Origin of the sequence: Nocardia sp. NPDC019395, assembly GCF_040632335.1 — a bacterium.
Taxonomy (GTDB): domain Bacteria; phylum Actinomycetota; class Actinomycetes; order Mycobacteriales; family Mycobacteriaceae; genus Nocardia.
This window is the reverse complement of the sequence record NZ_JBEYBT010000001.1, coordinates 711,934-734,422: the sequence shown is the minus strand read 5'-3', so window position 1 is coordinate 734,422 and position 22,489 is coordinate 711,934. Positions and strand designations below refer to the sequence as shown.

Genomic DNA, 22,489 nt, shown 5'->3' with positions numbered 1-22,489 from the left:
CCGAGGGGTGGCTGCTGAACGGGTATTGCTTCTAGGCTCGCGGAGTGTTGGTCGAACCGAATCGTCGCAGTAACCGGCCGAAGGTGTCTTTGAAACGGATCCCGGTGCCGGCGGCACGGGCCGTCGTGGACTGCGGCATCTACCGTAACGGGCAACGACTGGCAGGCCGGTTCGGTTTCGCCGAAGCCCTGGCCCGGGTCCGCGACAACGACAGTGGCGAGGGCGGGTTCGTCTGGCTGGGCCTGCACGAACCCGATATCGACCAGATGGATGAAGTCGCCGCGGTGTTCGGGCTGCATCGGCTGGCGGTCGAAGACGCCGTGACGGGGCGGCAACGCCCCAAACTGGAACGCTACGACAACACCCTGGTGCTCGGCCTGCGGACCGTCGCCTATGTCGAACACGATATGCACACCACCAGCGAGATCGTGCTGACCGGAGAGATACTGATCTTCCTCGGCGCCGATTTCGTCATCGCGGTCCGCCACGGCGAGCATTCCGGCTTGCGGGCCGTCCGCGCGGAACTCGAAGCCGACCCCGAACGGCTACACCTCGGGCCCGGTGCGGTGTTGCACGCGATCGCCGACCACGTCGTCGACACCTACCTCGAGGTCGTCCAGGAGATCGAGACCGATGTCGAGGAGATGGAGCAGGAGGTGTTCACCCCACGCTCCCGGCTCACCATCGAATCGATCTATCAGCTCAAACGCGAAATCGTGGAACTGCGCCGCTCGGTGATACCGCTGGCCCTGCCACTACAGATGCTCACCCGGCCCGAATCCGGCCTGAACAAAGAGGTACGCCGCTATCTGCGGGATGTCACCGACCACCACACCACCGCCGCCGAACGCGTCCACGATTTCGACGACGCGCTGTCCGCGCTCATCAACGCGACACTGGCTCGTATCGCGGTGCGGCAGAACACCGATATGCGCAAGATCTCCGCGCTGGTCGCCCTGGCCGCGGTTCCCACCATGATCGCGGGCATCTACGGTATGAACTTCGAACATATGCCCGAACTGAAACAGGTCTGGGGCTACCCCACCGTGCTGGCGGTAATGGTGCTGACCTGCGGCGGGCTGGTCGTGATGTTCCGCCGTAACGGGTGGTTGTAGAAACCGGCCCGCTCCGAGGCAGGGGGCCGGAGCCGGCCGACCGGCCGAGGACATCGGGATAATTGCGCTGTGGTTGCCGGTGCGCGCAGACTCTAGGCCGGCAACGATCGGGTTCAGCTCATACCGGGAGATCAGGGGTGACGATGAATCGCACACTCATGCTCGTCGCAGCCGTGCTGGTCGCCGCGGTGGGCTGCGGTAACGGTACCGGGACCGATGACACCCGATCGCCGGCGGCGCCCCGGCCACCGGCGGCATTCTGGTCGGCACCCGCCGACACCCCGCAGCAGCAGGCGGCCGTCGCCCAGGCGACCCGTGAGATCGATGTCTGCGCGCTACTCCCCCGCGATACCCTGGGCGACCTCGGCCTCGGCGATATCCAGAGCGTTACGGTCGGCCTCGACTCGTGCCGGGCCGGCCTCGGCAACGCGGGCGAGGCGACCACCCTCACCTGGCATACGACTCTGCTGCCCGCTCTCACTCCGAGCCGCGGTATCAGCAGACAACTGGGTGATGTGAGCGCCTTGCTGGTCCCCGGCCGCGACGGCGACCCGCGCGCCTGCGGCGCCACCGTCCGTTTCCCGGCGGGCGCAGCCTTCTACCTCGGCCTATCGGTTCCGAACCGTGATTCGTGCGCGGTCGCCGACGGTTTGCTGCCCGGTATGGTCGACCGCTGGCGGCAGTCGCCACCCCAGGGCACCTCACCCGATACGGTCATCACCGTGCTGCTCGGCGCCGACCCGTGCGCGGTTCGCGCGAAACTGACCGGCACCGCCGACACAGATCAGCGCCGGCTGACCCAATGCCTGTTCCGGTACCGGGACGAAACCGTCACGGTGGCCTACGAGTACCGCGTACCCGAGCAGGTGACAACCCGCGGCACGGAGGAAAAGTTCGGTGACCGCACCGTGTTCCGCTCGACCTCGCTGTACGACAGCAGTATCCCGATCTACTCGGCCATGGTCGGACCTGAATTACCTTCCGGTAGCACTGCTTTCGTCCCACGTGTACCCGTCGCGGAGGTCACCTCGGCCACCGATGACGTCGCCCGCCAGGTGATGTCGGAAGTTCTGACTCTCTTCCCGCAGTGAGTGTCCCGCGTTATCGGCAGGGACGTCCGGGGCCGGCGAGATACCGGCACCGGACGGCACGATCGGCTTCGCCGGTGAGGCACTCCGGCCGTTGCGAGTCAGGCGATTCAGGCGTCCTGTCTGATTTCCGCGAAGCTCGCCCACTGGACTTCGGCGATATCGTTCGCCTCGTCGTTGAACGTCGTATCGATCCACTCGATGATCTCGTCCTCCGCTTTCCGCAACACGGACTCCGGTACATCGACCGGTGAGGTCATCTCGAGGGAGAAATAGGCGCGCTCGCCCGGAGCCTGTCCCGGGTGTTCCTCGGCCCAGGCCAGGTGCAGCCGGTGTTCGCCTTCGACCGTCGTCGCCAGTTCTGTTCTCGCCCCGTCGAATTCGGGTAATTTCGCGAGTTCGGCGGACGCCGCTCTACTGGCGGCGTCTGCCTGCGCGGGTGTGCAGTACAGCTGGACAACCAGATAGCTACTCACGCTACCGGCCACATCCTCTCGGTTGATCGCGTGGCAGTGCCGCGCGTGACGACCCTGCGACATCCGCCGCTCGTTCCGGAGACCCGGTTCGCGGCCACCGCAGCATAGCCCGGCGCCCGCGCGCTGTCCGTGCGGGGTTTTCGGGACAGACTACCGGCCGGCCATTCGTCACCGATCAGAACTACTGTGTACCAATAGCTTCCGATCCGACGTTCGTCTGCTCACCGACGGCGGTCAGCCCGCGACCGGAGTGTATGTGCGGGCGTCGCTGACGAACTCGGGATTGCCGTACTCCGCCAGCCGGCGTTCCACGAGCTTCGTGAGGTAGGGGTCGACGGCCGGTCGCAGCCACGAGATCCGGTACGCGCCTGTGACGATCAGCAGACGCCCGATGATGAAGGGAGCCGTCAGCGCGATCCGCGCCATATCGGCCGCCCCGATGGGTACGCCCATGGCCCGGGCGGTGTGCCGGTTACCGTGGCAGAACGCCGCGATGAAACCGGCCTTGCTGTAGCTCCGCTCGACCGCGTCGGCGATCCGGTCGAATCGGGTGCGGTTCGGCCGGAGATAGGCCGCCATCGTCGACCGGATCAGTTCGCCGCAGGTGGCATCGTCGAAACCGTCGCGCAGAAGTGCCGCGCGGGCATGGAAGGCGTGGATGATGCCCTCGGGTGTGGTCGGCAGCAACTCCTCGGGCAGGCCGAGCAGGAAGCACCGGTAGCGATCGAACTCCACCTCTGCCTGCTCGTCGTCGGTGAATTCCGTACGTCCCTGCCGCTGCACCCGGAGGGAGAGAAGATACAGGTTGATCATGCCGGCGGGCATCTGATCCACCTGCGGCACCGGTATCCCGTAGACGTCCGGATCCCAGCGATCCGAACGCGTGAGGGCGTTGTAGCGGACCATCGAATGCATCAACCGCACCATGGCCGCCGCCTCGAAGCCCGGACCGTAGCGGTCCAGCGCGCCGGGCAGCGTGGTCACCGCGAAGAAGTTCGCCGTCTCGTTGACGCGGCGGGCGGCACGGCGCCCGGACAGCGCGCCGGTCAACGCCATCGGGAGTGCCGCGTAAGTGTTGGTGAATGTGGCGATGAACGCACCCCGAATCACGAACGGCGCCAGCAGGGCCGCGGCGATACGTGACTGCGCGGCCCCCGCACGGACAAGATCCATATCCAGCCACTCCGGGGTCGCTTCCATCGCGGCGATGAGCGATACGAGTTCCGGCGGCGCCTCGGGGACGGCATCGATCCCCTCACGGCAGGCTCGCCGGACCATGGTGACCAGTTCGGTCACGCTGCGTTCCGCGCTGAGGGCGGCGAGCGGGTCCGCGACGGTATCGCCCAGCAGCGTCGCTGTCGTGATCAGCTCGGTGACACGCTCATCGGCCAGGATCGGTTCGCGCGGCGCGACCCATTTCGGCAGGGACGACGAGTCGTCCGGCTCCGTCGCGAGCCGGTAGGGCTGCTTGCCGAAGTCGAAATCTCCGTAGAGACCGGGCTGTAGTTCGCGCTGGCTACGTACGCGCCGCGCCAGCTCCGGGTAGTACGTCGTCGACATCTCGCCCTCCAACTAACAGTGTGTGAGTTAATACTCACGGAGTGTTAGTTATCCTGTCAAGCATGGGGCCGCAGCACCGACGACGCATGACCGCCGAGGCGAGACGCGAGCAGATTCTCGATATCGCGCATACGATCATCACCGCCGAGGGCTTCCACGCGGCGACCCCGAACCGCATCGCGGACGCGGCCGGCGTCAATCGCTCACTGCTCTACCAGCAGTTCGGGGATCTGCCTGGTCTATTCGTCGCCCTGATCAACCGCGAAACCCAGCGGGCGGCATTCCAGTTCGCCGATGCCGTATCCGCGGGGAACGACAGCGATACCGGCGACAGCCCGGCCCTGCATGCGTTCGACAGCCTGCTGCGTGCCGTCGACGCACACCCTGCCACCTGGCGACTGTTCCTTTTCCCACCGCAGGGCGCTCCCCCGGAACTCTACGAACGCCTGGCCGAATCGCAGGACGTGGTCCGCAAGTACTTCGTCGGCCTGCTGCTGGACATCTACCCGGATCTGGAAGACCCCGAGTACACCGCACGAATTCTGCACGCGGCCGGTCAGGAACTACTCCAGCTGCGCCTCACCGACCCCGAGTCGGCAACGCACGAACGCTTGCGCGCGCTGGTGCGCCGGCTCAGCTCCGAACTGGTGCAGCGGATTCGGCCGGGACGCTCGTGAACCGGCCCGCCACGGGTCGGCGGGATCGCGTACACGTCAGTAGCGTTCGTTCAAATACCCGAGCAACTCGTCGTGTAGCAAGCCGTTCGACGCGGCCGCGCTGCCGCCGAGCGGGCCCGGGCTGCCATCGAGGCCGGTGAAGGTACCACCGGCCTCGGTGACGATAACCGCGTTCGCGGCCATCTCCAGCGGTGAGAGTTCCGGGTCGGCGCAGATATCGACCACACCTTCGGCGATCATCATGTAGGGCCAGAAGTCACCGTATGCGCGCGTGCGCCAGACCGTGCGGGCCAAGTCCAGGAAGCCGTTCAGCCGGCCCTGCTCTTCCCAGCCCGCGAGGGACGAGTACCCGAACGAAGCGTCCGCCAGCTTCGATACCCGCGAGACTCGCAGCCGCGAAGCCGAGGAGAGGTTGCGTCCGGTGAAGGCGCCGTGGTCCTTCGCGGCCCACCACCGGCGACCGAGCGCGGGGGCGGAGACGACACCGAGGACAGGCCGTAAACTGCCCGCCGACGCCTCCAGCAGCGAGATCTGCGTGGCCCACACCGGCACACCGCGCGCGAAGTTCTCCAGGCCGTCGACGGCGTCGACCACCCAGCAGCGGGGCCCGGTGCCCTCCAGGCCCTCCCCCTCGCCGAGAACCGCGTCGCGAGGGCGGGAACGCTGGAGCTGACCACGGATGAGCTTTTCCACCTCCGTCTCGGCGTCGCGCACCAGGTCCATGTCCGGCCTCGTCTCGACATCGAGGTCGAGCGCTCTGAAGCGGTCCATGCTCGCCGCGGCGGCGGTGTCCAGGAGGACATGGGCGAAGCGGAGGTCGTCGAGGTGGTCCTGCATGCAACGACGCTATCCGTACCAAACGGACAGTGCCACCGGGCCTGGTCCCGGTGTCAGCTCTGAATCGCCTTGGTGTGCACATACTCGTGCAGTCCGTGAATACCGCGTTCACGCCCGAAACCGGAACCCTTGGTTCCGCCGAAGGGCGCGGATGGGTTGAATTTCCCCGCGTTGATGTAGACGGTGCTGGCATTCACTTTCCGGGCGAATCGTGCTGCGCGGTCGGCGTCTTCGCACCACACCGCCGCATTGAGGCCGTAGGGTGTGCCGTTGGCGATGGCCGCCGCGTCGTCGTCTCCGCCGTCGTAGGTGAGGATGGCGAGTACCGGGCCGAAGGCTTCTTCCTGTCCTATCGTGGACGCGGGGTCGACATCGGTGAAGACGGTCGGCGCGAAGTAGTACCCGCCCGCGAGATCGTCCGGTAGGCCCGCAATGGGAGCGGTTCCGCCGAGCAAAACTTTGCTGCCGTCCTCGTTCGCCCGGGTGACGATGGAGACGAGACGGTCGTGCTGCTGCCGGGAGACCAGCGGCCCCAGCTTGGTGGCGGCGTCGAGAGGGTCGCCGGGAAGGTAGGACTCGGCTTCGGCGACCACCAGTCGTTCGACCTCCGGCAGGATCGAACGGGGCACGATCAGCCGGCTCAGGGCCGCGCAGACTTGGCCGTTGTTGCCGAACGCGCTGCCGACGCTGTAGCGGACGGCCGCTTCGAGATCGTGGTCGTCGAGCAGCACATGCGCGCTCTTACCGCCGAGTTCGAGTGTCACCGGTGTGATGGCGGCTCCGGCGACCTCGGCAACGCGCGCACCGGCCCGGTCGGATCCGGTGAAGGACACCGCATCCACATCGCGGTGACCGGCCAGGTGTTCGCCCACGACCGGGCCGTAACCGGAGACGAGGTTGAACACCCCGGGGGGCAGCCCGGCTTCATCGATGATATCGGCGAGCACATAGGCGGTGAGACCGGCGACTTCACTGGGTTTGAGCACCACCGTGCAACCGACGGCGAGCGCCGGAGCAACCTTCAGCGCGGCCTGATAGAGCGGGAAGTTCCAGGGTGTTATGGCGGCGACCACGCCCCGGGCCTCGACGATGATGTCGGAGTTCCCCAGTTGTGTCGGCGCGAGTGCCGCGTCGAGGTTGTCCGCGGCGTCGTCGAATGTGTGTGCGGCCATACCGATCTGCATCGCGCGCGCCGTACCGCCGATACAGCCGATCTCGTCCGCGACGAGCCGGACGATCATCTCCTCCCGCGCGCGGATACCGTCCGCGACGGCGTGCAGGAAGGCCTTCCGATCCGCGGGAGGCAGCGCTTCCCATGCCGGCTGGGCCGCCCGCGCGGCGGCGACAGCCGAATCGACCTCGGGGTGCCCGCCTTCGGGGACGCGGCCGAGAACGGTTCCGGTCCGTGCACTGTGGATATCGATGAACGACTCCACGGCACTGGGCGTCCATACGCCGCCGATGTAGTGGTTCTCGCGGACCGTTTCGAGGATCGCGGTGCCGGTGGATGTGCTCATGCCGGATCTCCCTGCGCCAGATAGTCGAGCAGATGCGCGTAGTCGCCGCGCGGTGGGCAGAACAGGTCGAGGTTGTGGACTTCGTCCGACAGCGGCTCGATGTAGTGGTAGCTGCCGGCGGGAACCAGCAGAACGGAGCCCTCGACCATGTGGTGCGCCACGTCGCCGATGTAGTAGTTCGCTTCTCCGCGCGTGACCACGGCGAGCTGATCGAAGTCTTCGTGGACGTGTGGCCGGAGTTGCATATCCTTCTTCAGGACGTTCATGACCAGCATGACTTCGTCGGTCGCGTAGCCGGACCGCACCACACCGGGGCGGACGTCCTCCTGTTCGAGGTCGTAGAAATTCACGACCTTGCCGTAGACGTGCTCACTGTAGTTCTGGGGCATGTTCTCTCCTGTTGCCGGCCGGAACCGCGGGCGGTGCGTGGTGGGCCGCCGGTGGTGAGGCAGGGTCCGCGTCAGCGATGAGTTCGGTCAAGGTCTGTCCGGCCGCACGCAGGGCCTGCGCGATCCCGGATTCGATATCGTCGGGAACGGAACTGGTGGTTCCCACGACCGCCAAGGTCGCGCGGATGTTCCCGTCGGAACCCAGGATCGGCACGGCGATGGTGCGCACGCCCTGGACAACTTTCTGGTTCATGGCGATCCGGCGCTGCGCGACCGCGGCCAATTTCCGCTGGAGTTGCTGCTTCTGGTCGTCGCCGAGCCCGGAGAGGACGCGCTGGCGTGCGCGCCCGTCTTTGAGGAATGCCAGAAAAATGAGCCCCTGGGCGGAGTCGACGGGCAGGGTGGCCCCGACGCGCACCGATACGTGCACGGTTTGGCTGGAGTCCTCGCGCACCTGGGTGATCACGGGCTCGCTGCCGCCCCAGACACTGAGTACCGCGGTGTGCTGGGTCGCCGCGGCGAGTTCGTCCATGATCGGACCCGCGGCGTCCTGGATACGCCATCGACCCAGTCCGAGCGAGGCCAGCTGGTCGACCAGCGGCCCGAGTTCGTACCCGCCGTCACCGGTCTTCTTCAGGAAGCCGTGCAGTTCGAGGGACGAGAGATATCGGTGGATGGTGGACCGGCGCATGCCCAGCGCCTCCGCGGCCTGGGTCGGTTTGAGCGTCGGCTGCCTGGGATTGAACAGACGCATGAGGGTCGCTACCCGGGCGACGACCTGCAAGTCGGCTTTGGGTAGGTCCTCGTCGGTAGCGTCGAGGTTGCTCGTTACGTCATCTGTCATGGCCGCCCTTCGGTCCGCGCATTGGATTTGTTCCGATATGCGGGCATCGTATCTAATTTATCGGGACGTCTCGAGTGTGGGCGGTCACAAAATTTTTGTCAAACGCCTTGCTTTTGCATCGGCGATCCCACAAAGTAGAGATGCGGTCCCGGATATCGGCAACCGCATCTACTATTCCGGACACGCGGGTGACGCTTTCCCCGCCACTCCTCAGAGCGACACAACTTCTGCCGACAGAGTTAGGACGACTCCATCATGAACGCCGACGTAGCCGAGGTCCTCGACGGTGCCTGCGACCTGCATGTTCACCCCGGTCCCTCACCGTTTCCCCGCCGCATCGGCATCAAAGAAGCAGCGGAGCAGGCACACGCCGCCGGTTTCCGCGCCATCCTCGTGAAGTCACACCACCACAGCATGCTGCCGGATATCGAGTCCTCCGTGCTGTCCAGCGGCCCGATGCCCATCCCGGTACTCGGTGGCGTGGCACTGAACAACTACGTCGGCGGCGTCAACCCCGTGGCGGTGGAACTCGCGATCCACCGCGGCGGCCGCATCGTCTGGTTCCCGACGATCAGCTCCGACCGCCATATCTGCGCCCACAGCGACGAACTGCGATTCCCGACCACCGACCACGCGCTGACCGTCGGCGCCGCGATCGAGGTTCTCGACGAGAACGGCAAACTGATCCCCGCGGTGCACGACGTGCTCGACCTCATCGCCGAACACGACCTCATTCTCTCGACCGGACATATGGCGCCGAACGAGGTCACCGCCGTGCTCACCGAAGCGAAACAGCGCGGGATCGGCCGCCTCCTGGTCAACCACCCCAATTTCGTCATCGAAGCCGACGAGGACCTGGTTCGCCACTGGATCGCGCTGGGCGCGACCGTCGAGCACTCCCTGTGCATGTACGACGACCGTTCCTCGTTCTGCAACTGGGAACCCGCCGAACTGGTCCGGCTGATCCGGCTGCTCGGCCCGGAGAACACCATCTTCGGCTCCGATCTCGGCCAGCGAGGCAATCCGTTGCCGGTCGAGGGGTACGAGCGTGTCATCGGCGACCTGCTCGCCGCCGGCGTCTCGGTCGCCGACCTGCGAACGATGACCGTCGAGAACACCGCGGCCCTGGCCGGTGTCTCGTGACCGTGCATCCCCCCGGAGAACACCTCCGCTCGCGCCTCGCACGGCAACCCCAGCTCGGAACGTTCGTGAAGATCCCCGGCGGCGAGGTCGTCGACCTGATCGCCCTCGCGGGATTCGATTTCGCTGTACTCGACCTCGAGCACAGCCAGCTCACCTACGCCGAAGCACGCCACGCGCTCACGGCCGCCCGCGCGAACGACCTCCCGATGACCGTGCGGATACCGACCCTGGACACCGGCCTGGTCAACCGGCTCATCGAGGCCGGAGCCGCCGGAATCCAGCTGTCCACGGTGCGGTCCGCGCCGACTGCCTCCGGTTTGCGGCGGGCTCTGCGCTACGGCCCGGGCGGATCGCGCAGCATCAGCCTGTCACAACCCGCTGCCCGGTACGGGGCCCTACCGCTGACCGACTACCTCGAGCGCCACACCCGTCTGCCCCTGGCGATCGGGCAATTGGAAACCGCGGACTTCGACGACTCGGTCGCCGATATCGTCGCCGCACTCGACGTCGCCTTCATCGGCACTCTCGACCTGTCGGTCTCCGCGGGAACACCCGGCGACCAGTCCTCGGCGCCGGTGCGTACGGTCATCGATACCGTCGTCGCCGCCGCGCGGGAAGCCGGCACCACCCTCGGTATCTTCGCCGCGAACCCCGAGGAGACGCTGCACGCGATCGAATCGGGATTCGACTACATCGTCATCGGATCGGACGTGGCGATGTTGCGCGGCGCGGCCTCCCAACTCGCACTGCGGGCCCGGGAAATGAGAGCGCTATGACCCCTTCGAGCACCACCGTCGCCGGACTCGCGACCAAGAACCCGGTCTGGGTCGGATCCTCCGAACTGACCATGACACTGGAAGGCATCTCCGCCTGTGTCGACGCCGGGGCCGGGGCGGTCGTCGCCAAGTCCATCAACGAATCGCAAGCCGCGCGCGACCAGCTCGATATCGCCGACTACGCCTTCCTGACCGAGGATTTTCTGCCCGTCGCCCCACCGGAAGTCCCGGCCGGCGCCGCACTGTTCAATCGCAGCGGACTGGCCCAGGCATCACTCGACGACTGGGTCGCCATGCTCGAATCAGGCCAGGCGTACGCGGCGGCGTCCGGCAGTATGGTGATCGGCAGCATCACCGCCGCCGACCCCCGCGCCGCCGGCGAGCTGGCCCGAGGCCTCAGCGAAGTCGTCCCCGCGGTCGAGGTCAATGTCGGCGCTCCGCACGGCCGCGAAGCCGCCCGCGACGCAGTCCGCCAACTCACCGACAGCGAAGCCGTCGGCCACCTCGTCCGCACCGTGCGCACGGGGCTCGACGTTCCCCTGCTGGTGAAACTGCCGGGTATGGCGTCCGATATCGGCGGGCTCGTCGACGCGGCACGCAACGCGGGAGCCGACGCCATCACGCTGACCGGGCGCTTCAACGGATTCGTCCCGTCGGTGCACACCCACGAACCACTGCTCGGCTCGTGGGGCGCCTACAGCGGACGATGGGCACTGCCCATGAGCCTGTACACCGTGAGCAAGGCGTTCCGCGCCTACGACGGCACGGTCCCACTCATCGGCACCAACGGCGCCCGGACCGCCGACGATATCGTCCGCTTCCTGCTCAGCGGCGCCTCCGCCGTCGAAATGGTGACCCTGCTCTGGATCCACGGGCCGCGGATCGTCACCGAAACCCTCGAGGAACTGGACCGCTACCTCCTCGAACACCGCACCACCGTTTCCGAGCTGTGCGGCAAGAGCGTGGCCGCCGCACGCGGCTACACCGATCTCGAACCCACCACACCGCGACCCGAACCCTGGCGCACCCCCTCACCCCGGCTCTGATCCCACCCACCGACGAGAAAGCAAACGAACATGCGTGCAGCAGTACTCAGCGCCCCCGGCAGCGATAACATCAGCGTCCGGGACGACCTCGATTCCGGCGCGGTGGAAGGTATCTTCGTCAAGGTCCGGATCCGTGCGGCCGGTGTCTGCCACTCCGATCTCTCCGCGGCGTCCGGGCGGCTCGGTTTGCCCACTCCCCTCGTGATCGGGCACGAAGCCGCCGGCGACGTCGTCGAGGTCGGCGCCGACGTCACCGAATTCGCCGCCGGAGACCGCGTCATCATCTCGTGGGTTCCGCAGTGCCAGAACTGCTGGGCATGCACCTCCGGACAACCGCAACTGTGCACCTTCAGCAGCACACCCGGATACACGCACACCCGGTTCCTGCTCGACGGTGAACCGGTCGCGGCGCAGGCAGGATGCGGCGCGTTCGCCGAAGAAGTCATCGTCACCCAGCACAATCTCGTACCGCTGCCCAGCGACGTACCCTACGAGATCGGCGCCCTCGTCGGGTGCGGCGTCACGACCGGAGTCGGGGTGGTCGTCAATACCGCCGGTGTCACCCCCGGTTCCTCGGTCGTCGTCATCGGCTGTGGCGGCGTAGGCCTGTCCGCGGTCCAGGCGGCCGTCGCACAAGGCGCCTCCCGTGTCGTGGCCGTGGACCCGGTCGAGGCCAAGCGGACTCTCGCCCTCGCTCTGGGCGCCACCTCGGCCATCACGCCCGAGGAACTGCCCGACACCGCACTCGCCCTCACCGGTCCCGCCGGCGGATTCGACTTCGCGATCGAAGCAGTGGGTGCCGCCACGACGATCAGGGCGGCCTACGACAGTCTGCGACGTGGCGGAACGCTGGCCATCGCCGGTCTCGGGCCCAAGGACACCGAGGTCGCTTTCACCCCGTTCGAGTTGTATTCCACCGAGAAGCGCATCGCCGGTTCCGTCTTCGGTTCCAGTGATATCCGCCGCGACTTTCCGAAGGTCATCGATATGTGGCGCACGGGCGCCCTCGACCTCGACAAGATCGTCAGCGCACGCATCGGCCTCGACGACGTCCCCGCGGCGCTCGAGCAGCTTCGGTCCGGAACGGCACTGCGATCCGTCGTACTGCTGTAGCCGCCCACCACCTCATCATTCCCTCGGTCCAGCAACGGAGCAGACCATGACCGAACCGGCCACGACACAACGCCGTCCCGCTACCGCTGTCGAGCCCGGCCACGCCGCACAACGCAAGTCGGCGATCCGCGGTGGTGTACTGGGCTATTACGCCGACCAATTCGATATATTCCTGCCGATCATCACGCTGGCGCCGGCGATGATCTACTTTCAATCCGAGACGACGAGCGCGGCGACCGAAGCCGCCATCGCGGCCTTCGTCTTCGCGTCCACCCTCATCGCGCGGCCCCTCGGGTCGGCATTCTTCGGCCAATGGGCGGACCGCGCCGGAAGACGGCGGCCCACCCTCGTCGCCATCGCCGGATTCGGCATCTCGGTCGGCGCGATCGCCCTCCTTCCCGGCTTCCAGCACGTCGGACACTGGGCGATCGCGATGCTGATCGGCCTCCGATTCCTGGGCGGGTTCTTCCTCGGCGGCGAGTACAGCACCGCCGTCCCCCTCGCCATGGAATGGAGCCCCACCCGCAAACGCGGGCTGGTGAGTGGCCTGATCACCTGCACCTCCCCCCTCGCCAACGCGACGATCGCCCTCATCACCCTGATCCTGCTCAACACGATGACGTCCAACGGAATCGACTCCGCCTACGTGCAATGGGGTTGGCGCATACCGTTCCTACTCGGAGGCGTTCTCGCCGCCGCGACATTCGTCTACTACCTCACCCATGTCGAGGAATCACCCGAGTTCGACGACGACAGCGACACTGGCCGGCATTCCGCGCCGACGCGATCGCCGCTGACGCAACTGATACGCGGCGAATACCGGACCACACTCCTGCAGGTGTTCGTGCTCATGAGCGGCGCCTGGCTGCTCACCAATCTGGGCACCGCCGTCCTCCCGTCGACCATGCGCCTGCAACTCGAGGTCCCCAGCACCACGATCACACCGATCATGATGATCTCCGCGCTGATCACCGTCGCCACCTTCATCGGAGCCGCTGTGCTGTCGCAGCGAATAGGCCGGCGGCGCTTCTATATAGGGGCCGGAATCGCGGCAGCGGTGATCACGCCGGCGGCCTTCCTCGTCCTCTCGACCCTCGACGCCCGGAATACCGTAGCGATCGCGCTGTGCGCGTTCACTATTCAGATCAGCACGATCTCGCTCTACGGGCCCATCGCCGCATATCTGACCGAACGCTTCCCCGCCAAAATCCGCGCCACCGGATACGGGGTCGGCTACAGCCTGGCACTCGTTGTCCCGGCCTTCTACGCCTTCTACATCAGCGGACTGTCCGACCTCTTCTCCGAACGAGCAGCGGTACCCATCCTCGCGGTCATCGGCGGCTGCCTCGTCGCCCTCGGGGCCACCTTCGGACCCGAAACCCGCGACGTGGACATGCGGGAAACCGACAGTTCGGCAATGCCGGCCCAGGTCGCTCACTGATCCGAACGGTGAGAGACGGGCCACGGAAGTCGGCGTCTTCAACGACGAGGACGCCGACCCCGAACGTGCCACGGACGGGACCCCGGCCGAGCTGATCGCCGACTCCGGCCCCGCGCCACTCCCCCCGCAGCGGAACTCCGACTCCGGCGCGGGTCACCTCACCAATTCTTGCCGTCATCGTTGCCGGCGGCGGTCGCATCCTGCCGGCCGTTCGACCGCCCCTCTGAAAGAGTCCCTATGCATACCGACCTTTCCACGTCCGAAAAGGCACGCGTCGTCAGACGGCTTTTCTGGCGTCTCATGCCTTTCGTCACGGTGATATACCTCATCGCTATCGTGGACCGGCAGAACGTCGGTTTCGCCAAGCTACAGATGGTGGACCATCTCGGCATCACCGAGACCGCCTACGGGCTGGCGTCGTCCCTGTTCTTCATCGGTTATCTGCTGCTGGAAGTACCCAGCGTGCTCGCACAGAACAGATTCGGCGCCCGGCTCTGGCTGGCCCGGATCCTGGGCAGCTGGGGACTGGTCACCGTGGCGCTGGGGTTCGCGCAATCCGGAACCATGTTCGGGGCGCTACGGTTCCTCCTGGGAGTCGCCGAAGCAGGTGCGTATCCCGGGCTCGTGTTCTATCTGACCCTGTGGTTCCCCCTGGCCTATCGGGTGCGCGCGCTTGCCGTGCTCACGCTCGGGAGTTCGCTGGGCAACGCTATCGGCGCCCTCACCGGGGGGCCACTGCTGGAACTCGACGGCACCTTCGGCCTGCACGGCTGGCAGTGGATCTTCCTCGCCACCGGAGTCCCCGCCGTCGCGATGATGTTCGTCGTCCTGCGCTGGCTCCCCGACACCCCGCACACCGCGAACTTCCTGAACGACCGTGAGCGAGGATGGCTGCTGCGCACACTTGCCGACGAATCCGAACCGAAACAGTCGTCCCACGGCAATGTGCTGTCCGCGTTGATAAACCCCCGGGTGCTGTTCCTGTCCGGTGTCTACACCCTCATCATGATCTCGCTCTACGGGGTGATCTATTGGACCCCCACAGTGGTCAGGGAATTCGGGGTCGGCGGAACGGCCAACGGTGTGCTCAGCGCGACCCCCTGGCTCGTTACCACGGCATTGCTGCTCTGGCTGCCCAAACGTCTGGAGGGACCACGACGCTCGCTGATCGGGATGGCGGTGCTCGCCGGTATCGGATTGCTGGGCTTCGGATGCAGCACCCTGGTCGAGGGCAACGCCCTCCGATTCGTCGCCATCGTTATCGGAACGCCGTGCATATCGCTGCTGATCCCGTGCTTCTGGCCGATGCCGTCGCGAATACTCAGCGGGGCGCGTGCCGCCGGCGGTATCGCCCTGATCTCGACGATCGGCAGTATCGGCGGGTTCATCGCCCAGAACCTCATGCCCTGGATCGCCCACCTCGGCGGTGCACCGGTCTACGCCATGCTCGTGCCCGCGTTCTGCCTGGGCGCCCTTGCCGTCGGCAGCTTCGTCGCACTGGTACAAGGCAGCGGCCGCACTTCGGTCAGCGGGACCGAGCCCGCGTCGTAAGGACCGTGTTACGCCGGAGAACGTCCGCGTAAACGATGCCGCGAACCCGGGTCACCCACTTTCGCTCGCGCTGCATCCAGTGTATACAGAGTATATGTCTCCTGCGTCACACCCGCTCGGTCCGAATGACGACCTCGCCGGCCGGCTGCGCACCGCGATCGTCGAGGGCGTCTATCCGCCCGGGCACCGCCTGGTCCAAGAGGAACTGGCCGACCGTTTCGGCGTATCGCGCATACCGCTGAGAGAAGCGATCCGCACGCTCGTGGGTGAGGGGTTACTTCGATCGGAACCGGGTCGCGGCACCTACGTGACCGCCCTGGACATCAATGAGATCGACGAGATCTACGACCTGCGGCGCCTGATCGAACCGAGCTTCGCGGAGCATGTCACCGAGCGAGTATCGCGACGGGATATCGCGCGTTTCGAATCGATGGCAACCGAGATGGACAGTGTTTCCGATATCGGTGCGGCCGGCTGGTCACGGACCAATCTGGCGTTCCATCTCGATATGTATAGGTTGTCCGGTCTTCCGCTGCGCTACGAATTCATCGCGCAGATGTATCACCGACTGGAACCCTACTCACGCTTCTACGTGCACGGCACCTGCGCGTACGACCGCGTACAGGGTGAGCACAAAGCGATGGTCGCGGCACTCGCCGACGGCGACGCCGCGGCATTGGCCACGCAGATCGTCGCCCATATCGACGGCGGACAGACCGGTCTGCACCGCGCGTGGGAGAACTCCGCGGAGGATATGCGGACGTACTGGGGAAGCAACGTATGAGCGCGCCGTCGGTACACCTCGACACCGATATCGGCGAGGGATTCGGGGTGTGGGGCAACCTCGACGAGGCAGAGCTCATGGGCCATGTGTCGGCGGCCAATATCGCCTGCGGGTTCCATGCCGGCGACCCGGATATCCTCCGGCGTACCACGTCTCTCGCCGCCGAGCGCGGCGTCTCCATCGGCGCCCAGGTGTCCTACCGGGACCTCGCCGGATTCGGCCGCCGCTTCATCGACGTGGACGAGGCGACACTCGTCAACGAGATCGTGTACCAGATCGGCGCGCTGCAGGCGTTCGCCCGGATCGCGGGAACCGAGGTGACCTATGTGAAGGCCCATGGGGCGCTCTACAACGTCGCCGCCGATCACGTGGGGCACGCGGCGGCGATTGTCGAGGCGGTGGCGATCGTCGATCCCGCATTACGTCTGCTGTGCCAGTACCGCACCGAAGTATGGGATCGCGCTGTCGATCGGGGCATCGAGCCGATCGCCGAGGTCTTCGTAGACCGCGGCTATACGTCCGAGGGACGTTTGGTATCTCGGAAGCATCCCGGCGCGCTGCTGACCGATGCCGAAATCGCCGCTCGCCGTGCGGTATCGATGGTGACCCAGCGTGAGGTGACCTCGATCGACGGCGATCGGGTGACGGTGGCACCGCCGGCGGCCACCGCGCTCGCGCTCTGCGTGCACAGCGATACCCCCGGAGCGGTGACGATGGCTCGCGCCACCGAGAAAGCATTGCTGGAGAACGGATTCCGCCTCGCACCGATCGGACGTTCCGAATGATCTCGAACGCGGTCGTTTCCACGCCGATCCACCGTGCGGGTGACCGTGGCTGGCTCATCGATGTCCCGCCCGGGCATATCGCGCCCTTGGTACTCGAATGCCGCCACCGCGCTTGGTTTTCCCTGATACAGGACCTCGTTCCGGCAGCAGCATCCATTCTGGTGACAGCCCACTCGGTCGACGATATGCCGCGGATCCGCACGCTGATCGACGAGCTGCTCAGCGAATTCGACCCGACCACGGCCGGAGATGGTGTCGACGGCGACATCGTGACGGTGCCGGTTGTCTATGACGGGGAGGATCTCGACTACGTGGCCGATGTCCTGCACCTCGACCACGAGCGGATTGTGCGGGCGCATACCGGTGCGACCCATCGCGTCGCGTTCTTCGGCTTCGCCCCGGGGTTCGCTTATATCGATGGAACCGCCGAACAACTGTCGATCCCGCGGCGGTCGTCACCGCGTCCCCGGGTGGACGCGGGAGCGGTTGCCATCGCCGGCACACAAACCGTGGTCTACCCGGGCGGCACCCCCGGAGGATGGCACATCATCGGCCATACGGATGAAGTGCTCTGGAATATCGAGTGGGACCACCCGAGCCGGCTGGCGGTCGGTGACCGCATCATCTTCCAGGAGGTGGCACGATGACCGCGCTGCTCGACTCACGGACTTACGCACCGAGTTCCCCTGACACAGCCACGCGACTGCGGGTCGTCGACCCGGGCCCGTTGACGACGCTGCAGGACGCCGGCCGGGCCGGCCTCGCTCACCTCGGCATCGGGGGATGCGGCCCGGCCGACCGCGCCGCGGCAGCATTGGCCAATCGCTTGGTCGGGAACCCGGAGGGTGCGCCCCTGCTGGAAAATGTCATGGGCGGGCTTACGGTCGCCACCTCCTCGCCCCGGTATGTGTCGGTGACAGGCGCGCCCGCCGAGGTTCGGGTCGACGGCAGTATCGTGGCCGAGCCGCAGCGGCTCTACCTCCACGCCGGGCAGCGGCTGTCCATTGCGCGACCGCCCTGGGGCGTCCGGGTCTATGTCGCGATCGCCGGGGGCCTGGCCGGCCGGCAGGTATTCGGCTCGTGCAGCACCGATTCGCTGTCCGGTCTCGGACCGCCCGCACTGCGAACCGGGGACGAACTCCAGGTCGGAGCCGTCGTATCCGATCCCCCGTCCGCTCGGCTCGAACTGACCGGAACCGCGCTTCCCACCGGCGTGATCGACCTCGGATTCCGCTGGGGGCCACGGGATTCACTGTTCAGCACCGCGGATATGCGCACACTCACGTCGACGACCTGGTCGGTGGGTGCCGACAGCAACCGGGTCGGCGTGCGGTTGACCGGGCCGGCGCTGTCCATCGGTGTGGTGAACCTACCCAGCGAGGGGATGCCGCTCGGGGCGATTCAGGTCCCGCCGTCGGGGCAGCCGATCGTCTTCCTGGCCGACCATCCGGTCACCGGTGGTTATCCGGTCATCGGCGTGGTGACCGAGCCCGACCTCGATCTGCTCGCGCAGGCGCCGCCCGGTGCCCGGGTGTCGTTCTCCGCGATGGCCGGCGGATAGCCGCGGCACCCCCGTGAGCACGCATACCGTTCCGGCTCGACAGGAAAAGGAGACCAGCAGCACCGCTTCGCACGACCATCCCGCGAAGAACAACCGAAGGCATCGCGGACCCCCGCGGCCGAGATGCCATCGGCAGGATTGCCGTCCTGCCGATGGCAGGCAACCTGTTCACAGCGATTCACCAACGTGGCGATCACATCCTGCCCGGACAGTCGACCACGGTGTTGTACATCGACTTCAACCACCGCTTCTGGAGCTACCATGACCACTGTAGCCACCGCCTCATCGCCCCCGGGCCAGGAGGAGCCGAACCGTTTGCGCCCCAGGCGGGCCGCGGTCGCGGCTGCCGCCGGTACGGCTGTCGAATACTACGAGTTCGGCGTCTACGGATACCTGGCCGTCATCATCGGGCCCCTGTTCTTTCCCAGTGATGATCCAACAGCCTCGCTGTTGTCGACGCTGGCGGTATTCGGCAGCGCGTTTCTCATGCGGCCACTGGGCGGACTCGTCCTCGGCCGGCTGGGTGACCGGATCGGACGTAAACCCGTCCTGATCACAACCGTCGCCGGTATGGGAACCGCTACCGCGGCCGTCGGACTCCTTCCGACGGCGGACAGTATCGGCGTTCTCGCGCCACTGGCGCTGCTCCTGGTGCGCTTGGCTCAGGGGTTCTTCGCGGGTGGTGAGGTCACCGGTTCGGCGACATACCTCTCGGAATCCGCCCCCGCGGGGCGTCGTGGTTTCTTCGGTGCCTTCACCCCCGTCGGCGTGGCACTCGGTGGCGGGGCCGCGGCATTGGTGGCCGGTCTCACCACGATGCTGCTCAGTGAGGAACAGCTCCGGGACTTCGGCTGGCGTATCCCATTCCTTCTGGCTCTGCCGCTCATCGCCATCACGTTGATCGCGCGACGGAAACTCGAGGATTCGCACGAGTTCGTTGTCGCCACCGAGACCGACAAACCTGCCAAAGCGCCGCTGCGCGAGGTACTCACCGAACACCGCGGTGCCGTGATGAAGGTCATCCTCCTCTCCATCGGGTCCAACACCGGCTATTGGGTCGGTTTGATCTTCATGAATATCTACCTCACCACGTATCTCGGTTACTCCAAATCGAACACGTTCTGGATCATGGGCGCGATCAGCCTGTTCGTCGCCGTACTGATGCCCTATTTCGGCGCCCTCTCCGACCGGGTCGGCCGCAAGCGCGTGATCACCGGCGGCTTCCTCGGCTACGCCATCCTGGTGCTGCCCATGATGATCGCGATGGATCAGGGCAGTTTCGCGATCGCGGTCGGCGCGATGGTGGTGCTGGCCCTGCCGATGCCGATCGTCCAATCGGTCACCTATCCGACCTACGCCGAACAGTTCCCGACTCGCGTCCGCTATACCGGTCTCTCGCTCGCCTTCAATATCGGCACCATCATCGGCGGCGGATTGACCCCATACCTGGCGACCTATCTGATCGACCGGACCGGTAGCCTGCTCGCTCCCGGATTCCTGCTCATCCTGGCGGTAGTGCTCGCACTCGCCGCACTCACGACCGTTCGTGATCCGGCGAAGGAGACCCGGCAATGACCGAATCCGTCGCTCTCGAGCCGGCGACTCCCGCGGAACTGCGTGGATTGATCGCCGATACCAGGTGGACGGGCCCCACCGCGGGCCTGCTGGACGGGCACCAGCAGGCGAACCTGGTAGTCGTACCGTCCTCGGCCGCGGAAGAATTCACCGAGTACTGCCGGGCGAATCCGTCCGTATGCCCGCTGCTGGCCTCCTCCGCGGCCGGCGATCCGTACCTCACCTACGACGACTGCACAGTCGACATACGCACCATGCTTCCGCGCTACCGCGTCTGGCAGCACGACCGGATCGTCGATGAACCGCACGATCTGACCCCGTGGTGGCGGGAGGATTCGGTCGCCTTCGCCCTGGGCTGCAGTCATACGCTCGACGGGCCGCTGCGGCGAGCCGGTATCCCGGTCGCCACCTCGGCGCCTCCGGTCTATGTCAGCAGCCTCCGCACACTTGGATCGACGAGGTTCGACGGTCCCGTGGCCGTCAGTATGCGGCCCGTTCGTGCCGATTTCGTGGACAGGGCGGTCGACGTGACGGCGGCCCTGCCCACCGGCCACGGCGCGCCGATCCATATCGGCGATCCCTCGGCGATCGGTATCACCGACCTCGGCACGCCCAGCTACGGGGTGTTTCCCGGGGTCCACGCGGATCGCGTCCCGGTGTTCTGGAATTGCGGTGTCACACCACAACTCGCCCTCGCCGCGGCCGGACTCGAATACGCGGCGACCCACTATCCGGGTCATATGCTCGTCCTCGACACGGTGGTCGGCCCGTGACGAAGACCAGGACGGAACATGACCTCATCGGGGAGCGAGAGGTGCCCGACGAGGCCTACTGGGGAATCCATACTCTGCGGGCCCGGGAGAATTTCCCGATCACCGGTACCCCGATATCGCACTATCCCGCTCTGATCCGCGCACTGGCGCTGACGAAATCCGCCGCCGCGGACACCAACAAACGGCTGGGGCTGCTGCCCACCGGTATCGCCGAGGCCATCGTCACCGCCTGCCGGGAGATCGCCGACGGTGCGTGGCACGAGCATTTCGTCGTCGATGTCGTCCAGGGCGGTGCGGGAACCTCGACGAATATGAACGCCAACGAGGTGATCGCCAACCGGGCGTTGGAGCTCATGGGCCGCCGCCGTGGCGAGTACGGGTTCATCCATCCGATCGAACACGTCAACCTGGGGCAGAGCACCAACGACGTGTATCCCACGGCTGTCCGGCTCGCGGCGCGCGCGGTGCTCGGCGAGTTGCGCGGTGCCCTGGCTCATCTCGCCGCGGCGTTCGCCGCCAAGGCTGTCGAGTTCGCCGACCACCTGAAGATGGGCAGAACCCAGCTACAAGACGCGGTGCCGATGACCCTGGGCCAGGAGTTCGGTACCTATGCCGTGATGATCGGCGAGGACATTCAGCGACTCGACGAGGCAGCTCGTCTGATCGACGAGATCAATCTGGGCGGAACCGCTATCGGCACCAGCCTCAATTCCCATCCCGGTTACGCCGAGATGGCGTGCTCGACGCTACGTGCCCTCACCGGGTATCCACTCACGACCGCGACCGATCTGGTCGAGGCCACACAGGATGTCGGCGCGTTCGTGCAGATCTCCGGAACCCTGAAGCGAACTGCCGTGAAGTTGTCGAAAGTGTGCAATGACCTGCGGTTGCTGGCTTCCGGCCCGCGCGCCGGCTTCGGTGAGATCCGCCTGCCGGCCGTGCAGGCCGGCTCGTCGATCATGCCGGGCAAGGTCAACCCGGTCATTCCCGAAGTCGTCTCGCAAGTGGCCTACGAGGTGATCGGCAACGATATCGCGATCACCATGTCCGCCGAGGCAGGCCAGTTGCAACTCAACGCCTTCGAGCCGTTGATCGCCCACAAGGTCCTCGAATCGGCCACACACCTGTCGAATGCCGCCGCGGTGCTGGCCCGGCGATGCGTACCCGGTATCACCGCGGACGTCGAACGTATGCGGACCTACGTCGAGCGATCCGCCGGGCTGATCACGGCCCTGAACCCGCATATCGGATACGAGGCCGCAACAGAACTGGCAGCTCGGGCACTGTCGTCGGACCGCACCGTGGCGGAGCTCGCCGCGGACGCCGGACTCCTGAGCCCGGCGGAAATCGACCTGCTCCTGTCGCCCGCCGCGCTGACCGGTCGTGCGCGGCAACCGATTACCGACCCCACAGTTGAGCATTTGCCTGCCCATTGAAT

22 protein-coding genes are annotated in these 22,489 nt (G+C 66.3%); 16 read left to right on the top strand and 6 right to left on the bottom strand.

Annotated elements, in window-relative coordinates:
* The first annotated feature begins 44 nt into the window (after nucleotides 1-44).
* Together corA and ABZ827_RS03395 are read left to right on the top strand one after the other, a co-directional pair.
* Nucleotides 45-1,115: a magnesium/cobalt transporter CorA gene (gene corA, locus ABZ827_RS03400; RefSeq protein WP_357232212.1), complete on the top strand. Its 1,071-nt coding sequence runs from the start codon at nucleotides 45-47 to the stop codon at nucleotides 1,113-1,115.
* Between the two features lie 143 nt (nucleotides 1,116-1,258).
* Nucleotides 1,259-2,206 (top strand): peptidase, encoded by a 948-nt coding sequence (locus ABZ827_RS03395; protein ID WP_357232209.1) that lies wholly within the window; start codon nucleotides 1,259-1,261, stop codon nucleotides 2,204-2,206.
* 107 nt (nucleotides 2,207-2,313) lie between these two features.
* On the opposite strand, the gene ABZ827_RS03390 is transcribed toward ABZ827_RS03395, so the two are convergent.
* Together ABZ827_RS03390 and ABZ827_RS03385 are read right to left on the bottom strand one after the other, a co-directional pair.
* Nucleotides 2,314-2,742, bottom strand: a complete 429-nt coding sequence (locus ABZ827_RS03390) for a hypothetical protein (protein WP_357232206.1) — start codon at nucleotides 2,740-2,742, stop codon at nucleotides 2,314-2,316.
* A gap of 171 nt (nucleotides 2,743-2,913) precedes the next feature.
* Nucleotides 2,914-4,239, bottom strand: a complete 1,326-nt coding sequence (locus ABZ827_RS03385; RefSeq protein ID WP_357232203.1) for a DUF2236 domain-containing protein — start codon at nucleotides 4,237-4,239, stop codon at nucleotides 2,914-2,916.
* Nucleotides 4,240-4,325: 86 nt separating this feature from the next.
* On the opposite strand from ABZ827_RS03385, the gene ABZ827_RS03380 reads away from it, so the two are divergent.
* The gene (locus tag ABZ827_RS03380; RefSeq protein WP_357234429.1) at nucleotides 4,326-4,916 is read left to right on the top strand and encodes a TetR/AcrR family transcriptional regulator; all 591 of its coding nucleotides are present in this window, start codon (nucleotides 4,326-4,328) and stop codon (nucleotides 4,914-4,916) included.
* A 36-nt stretch (nucleotides 4,917-4,952) separates the two neighbouring features.
* On the opposite strand, the gene ABZ827_RS03375 is transcribed toward ABZ827_RS03380, so the two are convergent.
* Genes ABZ827_RS03375 through ABZ827_RS03360 form a run of 4 tightly spaced genes read right to left on the bottom strand, consistent with a single transcriptional unit; the run spans nucleotide 4,953 to nucleotide 8,503 of the window.
* Nucleotides 4,953-5,753: an inositol monophosphatase family protein gene (locus ABZ827_RS03375; RefSeq protein WP_357232200.1), complete on the bottom strand. Its 801-nt coding sequence runs from the start codon at nucleotides 5,751-5,753 to the stop codon at nucleotides 4,953-4,955.
* A 53-nt stretch (nucleotides 5,754-5,806) separates the two neighbouring features.
* Nucleotides 5,807-7,270 (bottom strand): aldehyde dehydrogenase family protein, encoded by a 1,464-nt coding sequence (locus tag ABZ827_RS03370; protein WP_357232197.1) that lies wholly within the window; start codon nucleotides 7,268-7,270, stop codon nucleotides 5,807-5,809.
* Entirely contained in the window at nucleotides 7,267-7,659 is a 393-nt protein-coding gene (locus ABZ827_RS03365) for an AraC family ligand binding domain-containing protein (RefSeq protein WP_357232194.1), read from the bottom strand. Before ABZ827_RS03365 ends, ABZ827_RS03370 begins: the two co-directional genes overlap by 4 nt.
* Nucleotides 7,640-8,503, bottom strand: a complete 864-nt coding sequence (locus ABZ827_RS03360) for an IclR family transcriptional regulator (RefSeq protein ID WP_357232191.1) — start codon at nucleotides 8,501-8,503, stop codon at nucleotides 7,640-7,642. Before ABZ827_RS03360 ends, ABZ827_RS03365 begins: the two co-directional genes overlap by 20 nt.
* Nucleotides 8,504-8,758: 255 nt before the next feature.
* Between ABZ827_RS03360 and ABZ827_RS03355 the strand changes: the two genes are divergently transcribed.
* From ABZ827_RS03355 to ABZ827_RS03295, 13 genes are all read left to right on the top strand, one after another.
* Complete coding sequence (locus ABZ827_RS03355) at nucleotides 8,759-9,646, top strand: DUF6282 family protein (protein WP_357232188.1); 888 nt, start codon at nucleotides 8,759-8,761, stop codon at nucleotides 9,644-9,646.
* 65 nt (nucleotides 9,647-9,711) lie between these two features.
* Entirely contained in the window at nucleotides 9,712-10,422 is a 711-nt protein-coding gene (locus ABZ827_RS03350) for an aldolase/citrate lyase family protein (protein ID WP_357232185.1), read from the top strand.
* Nucleotides 10,419-11,468, top strand: coding sequence for a hypothetical protein (locus ABZ827_RS03345; RefSeq protein ID WP_357232182.1), 1,050 nt, complete (start codon nucleotides 10,419-10,421; stop codon nucleotides 11,466-11,468). The genes ABZ827_RS03350 and ABZ827_RS03345 overlap by 4 nt, the downstream gene beginning before the upstream one ends.
* Nucleotides 11,469-11,498: 30 nt before the next feature.
* A complete protein-coding gene (locus tag ABZ827_RS03340; RefSeq protein ID WP_357232179.1) occupies nucleotides 11,499-12,581 on the top strand; it encodes a zinc-binding dehydrogenase in 1,083 nt (360 codons plus the stop codon).
* A 46-nt stretch (nucleotides 12,582-12,627) separates the two neighbouring features.
* Nucleotides 12,628-14,022, top strand: a complete 1,395-nt coding sequence (locus ABZ827_RS03335) for an MFS transporter (RefSeq protein WP_357232176.1) — start codon at nucleotides 12,628-12,630, stop codon at nucleotides 14,020-14,022.
* Between the two features lie 237 nt (nucleotides 14,023-14,259).
* The gene (locus ABZ827_RS03330; protein ID WP_357232172.1) at nucleotides 14,260-15,573 is read left to right on the top strand and encodes an MFS transporter; all 1,314 of its coding nucleotides are present in this window, start codon (nucleotides 14,260-14,262) and stop codon (nucleotides 15,571-15,573) included.
* Between the two features lie 94 nt (nucleotides 15,574-15,667).
* A complete protein-coding gene (locus ABZ827_RS03325; RefSeq protein ID WP_357232168.1) occupies nucleotides 15,668-16,357 on the top strand; it encodes a GntR family transcriptional regulator in 690 nt (229 codons plus the stop codon).
* The gene (locus tag ABZ827_RS03320) at nucleotides 16,354-17,142 is read left to right on the top strand and encodes a 5-oxoprolinase subunit PxpA (protein WP_357232165.1); all 789 of its coding nucleotides are present in this window, start codon (nucleotides 16,354-16,356) and stop codon (nucleotides 17,140-17,142) included. Before ABZ827_RS03325 ends, ABZ827_RS03320 begins: the two co-directional genes overlap by 4 nt.
* Nucleotides 17,139-17,789 (top strand): allophanate hydrolase subunit 1, encoded by a 651-nt coding sequence (locus ABZ827_RS03315; protein ID WP_357232162.1) that lies wholly within the window; start codon nucleotides 17,139-17,141, stop codon nucleotides 17,787-17,789. Before ABZ827_RS03320 ends, ABZ827_RS03315 begins: the two co-directional genes overlap by 4 nt.
* Nucleotides 17,786-18,703 carry a biotin-dependent carboxyltransferase family protein gene (locus ABZ827_RS03310; protein ID WP_357232159.1) on the top strand — a complete coding sequence of 306 codons (918 nt, stop codon included), beginning with the start codon at nucleotides 17,786-17,788 and terminating at the stop codon, nucleotides 18,701-18,703. The genes ABZ827_RS03315 and ABZ827_RS03310 overlap by 4 nt, the downstream gene beginning before the upstream one ends.
* Before the next feature lie 261 nt (nucleotides 18,704-18,964).
* Nucleotides 18,965-20,278, top strand: a complete 1,314-nt coding sequence (locus tag ABZ827_RS03305) for an MFS transporter (RefSeq protein ID WP_357232156.1) — start codon at nucleotides 18,965-18,967, stop codon at nucleotides 20,276-20,278.
* Nucleotides 20,275-21,051, top strand: coding sequence for a DUF1445 domain-containing protein (locus tag ABZ827_RS03300; protein ID WP_357232153.1), 777 nt, complete (start codon nucleotides 20,275-20,277; stop codon nucleotides 21,049-21,051). The genes ABZ827_RS03305 and ABZ827_RS03300 overlap by 4 nt, the downstream gene beginning before the upstream one ends.
* On the top strand, nucleotides 21,048-22,487 hold the full coding sequence (locus ABZ827_RS03295) for an aspartate ammonia-lyase (protein ID WP_357232150.1): 1,440 nt from the start codon (nucleotides 21,048-21,050) through the stop codon (nucleotides 22,485-22,487). Before ABZ827_RS03300 ends, ABZ827_RS03295 begins: the two co-directional genes overlap by 4 nt.
* Nucleotides 22,488-22,489: the final 2 nt, after the last annotated feature.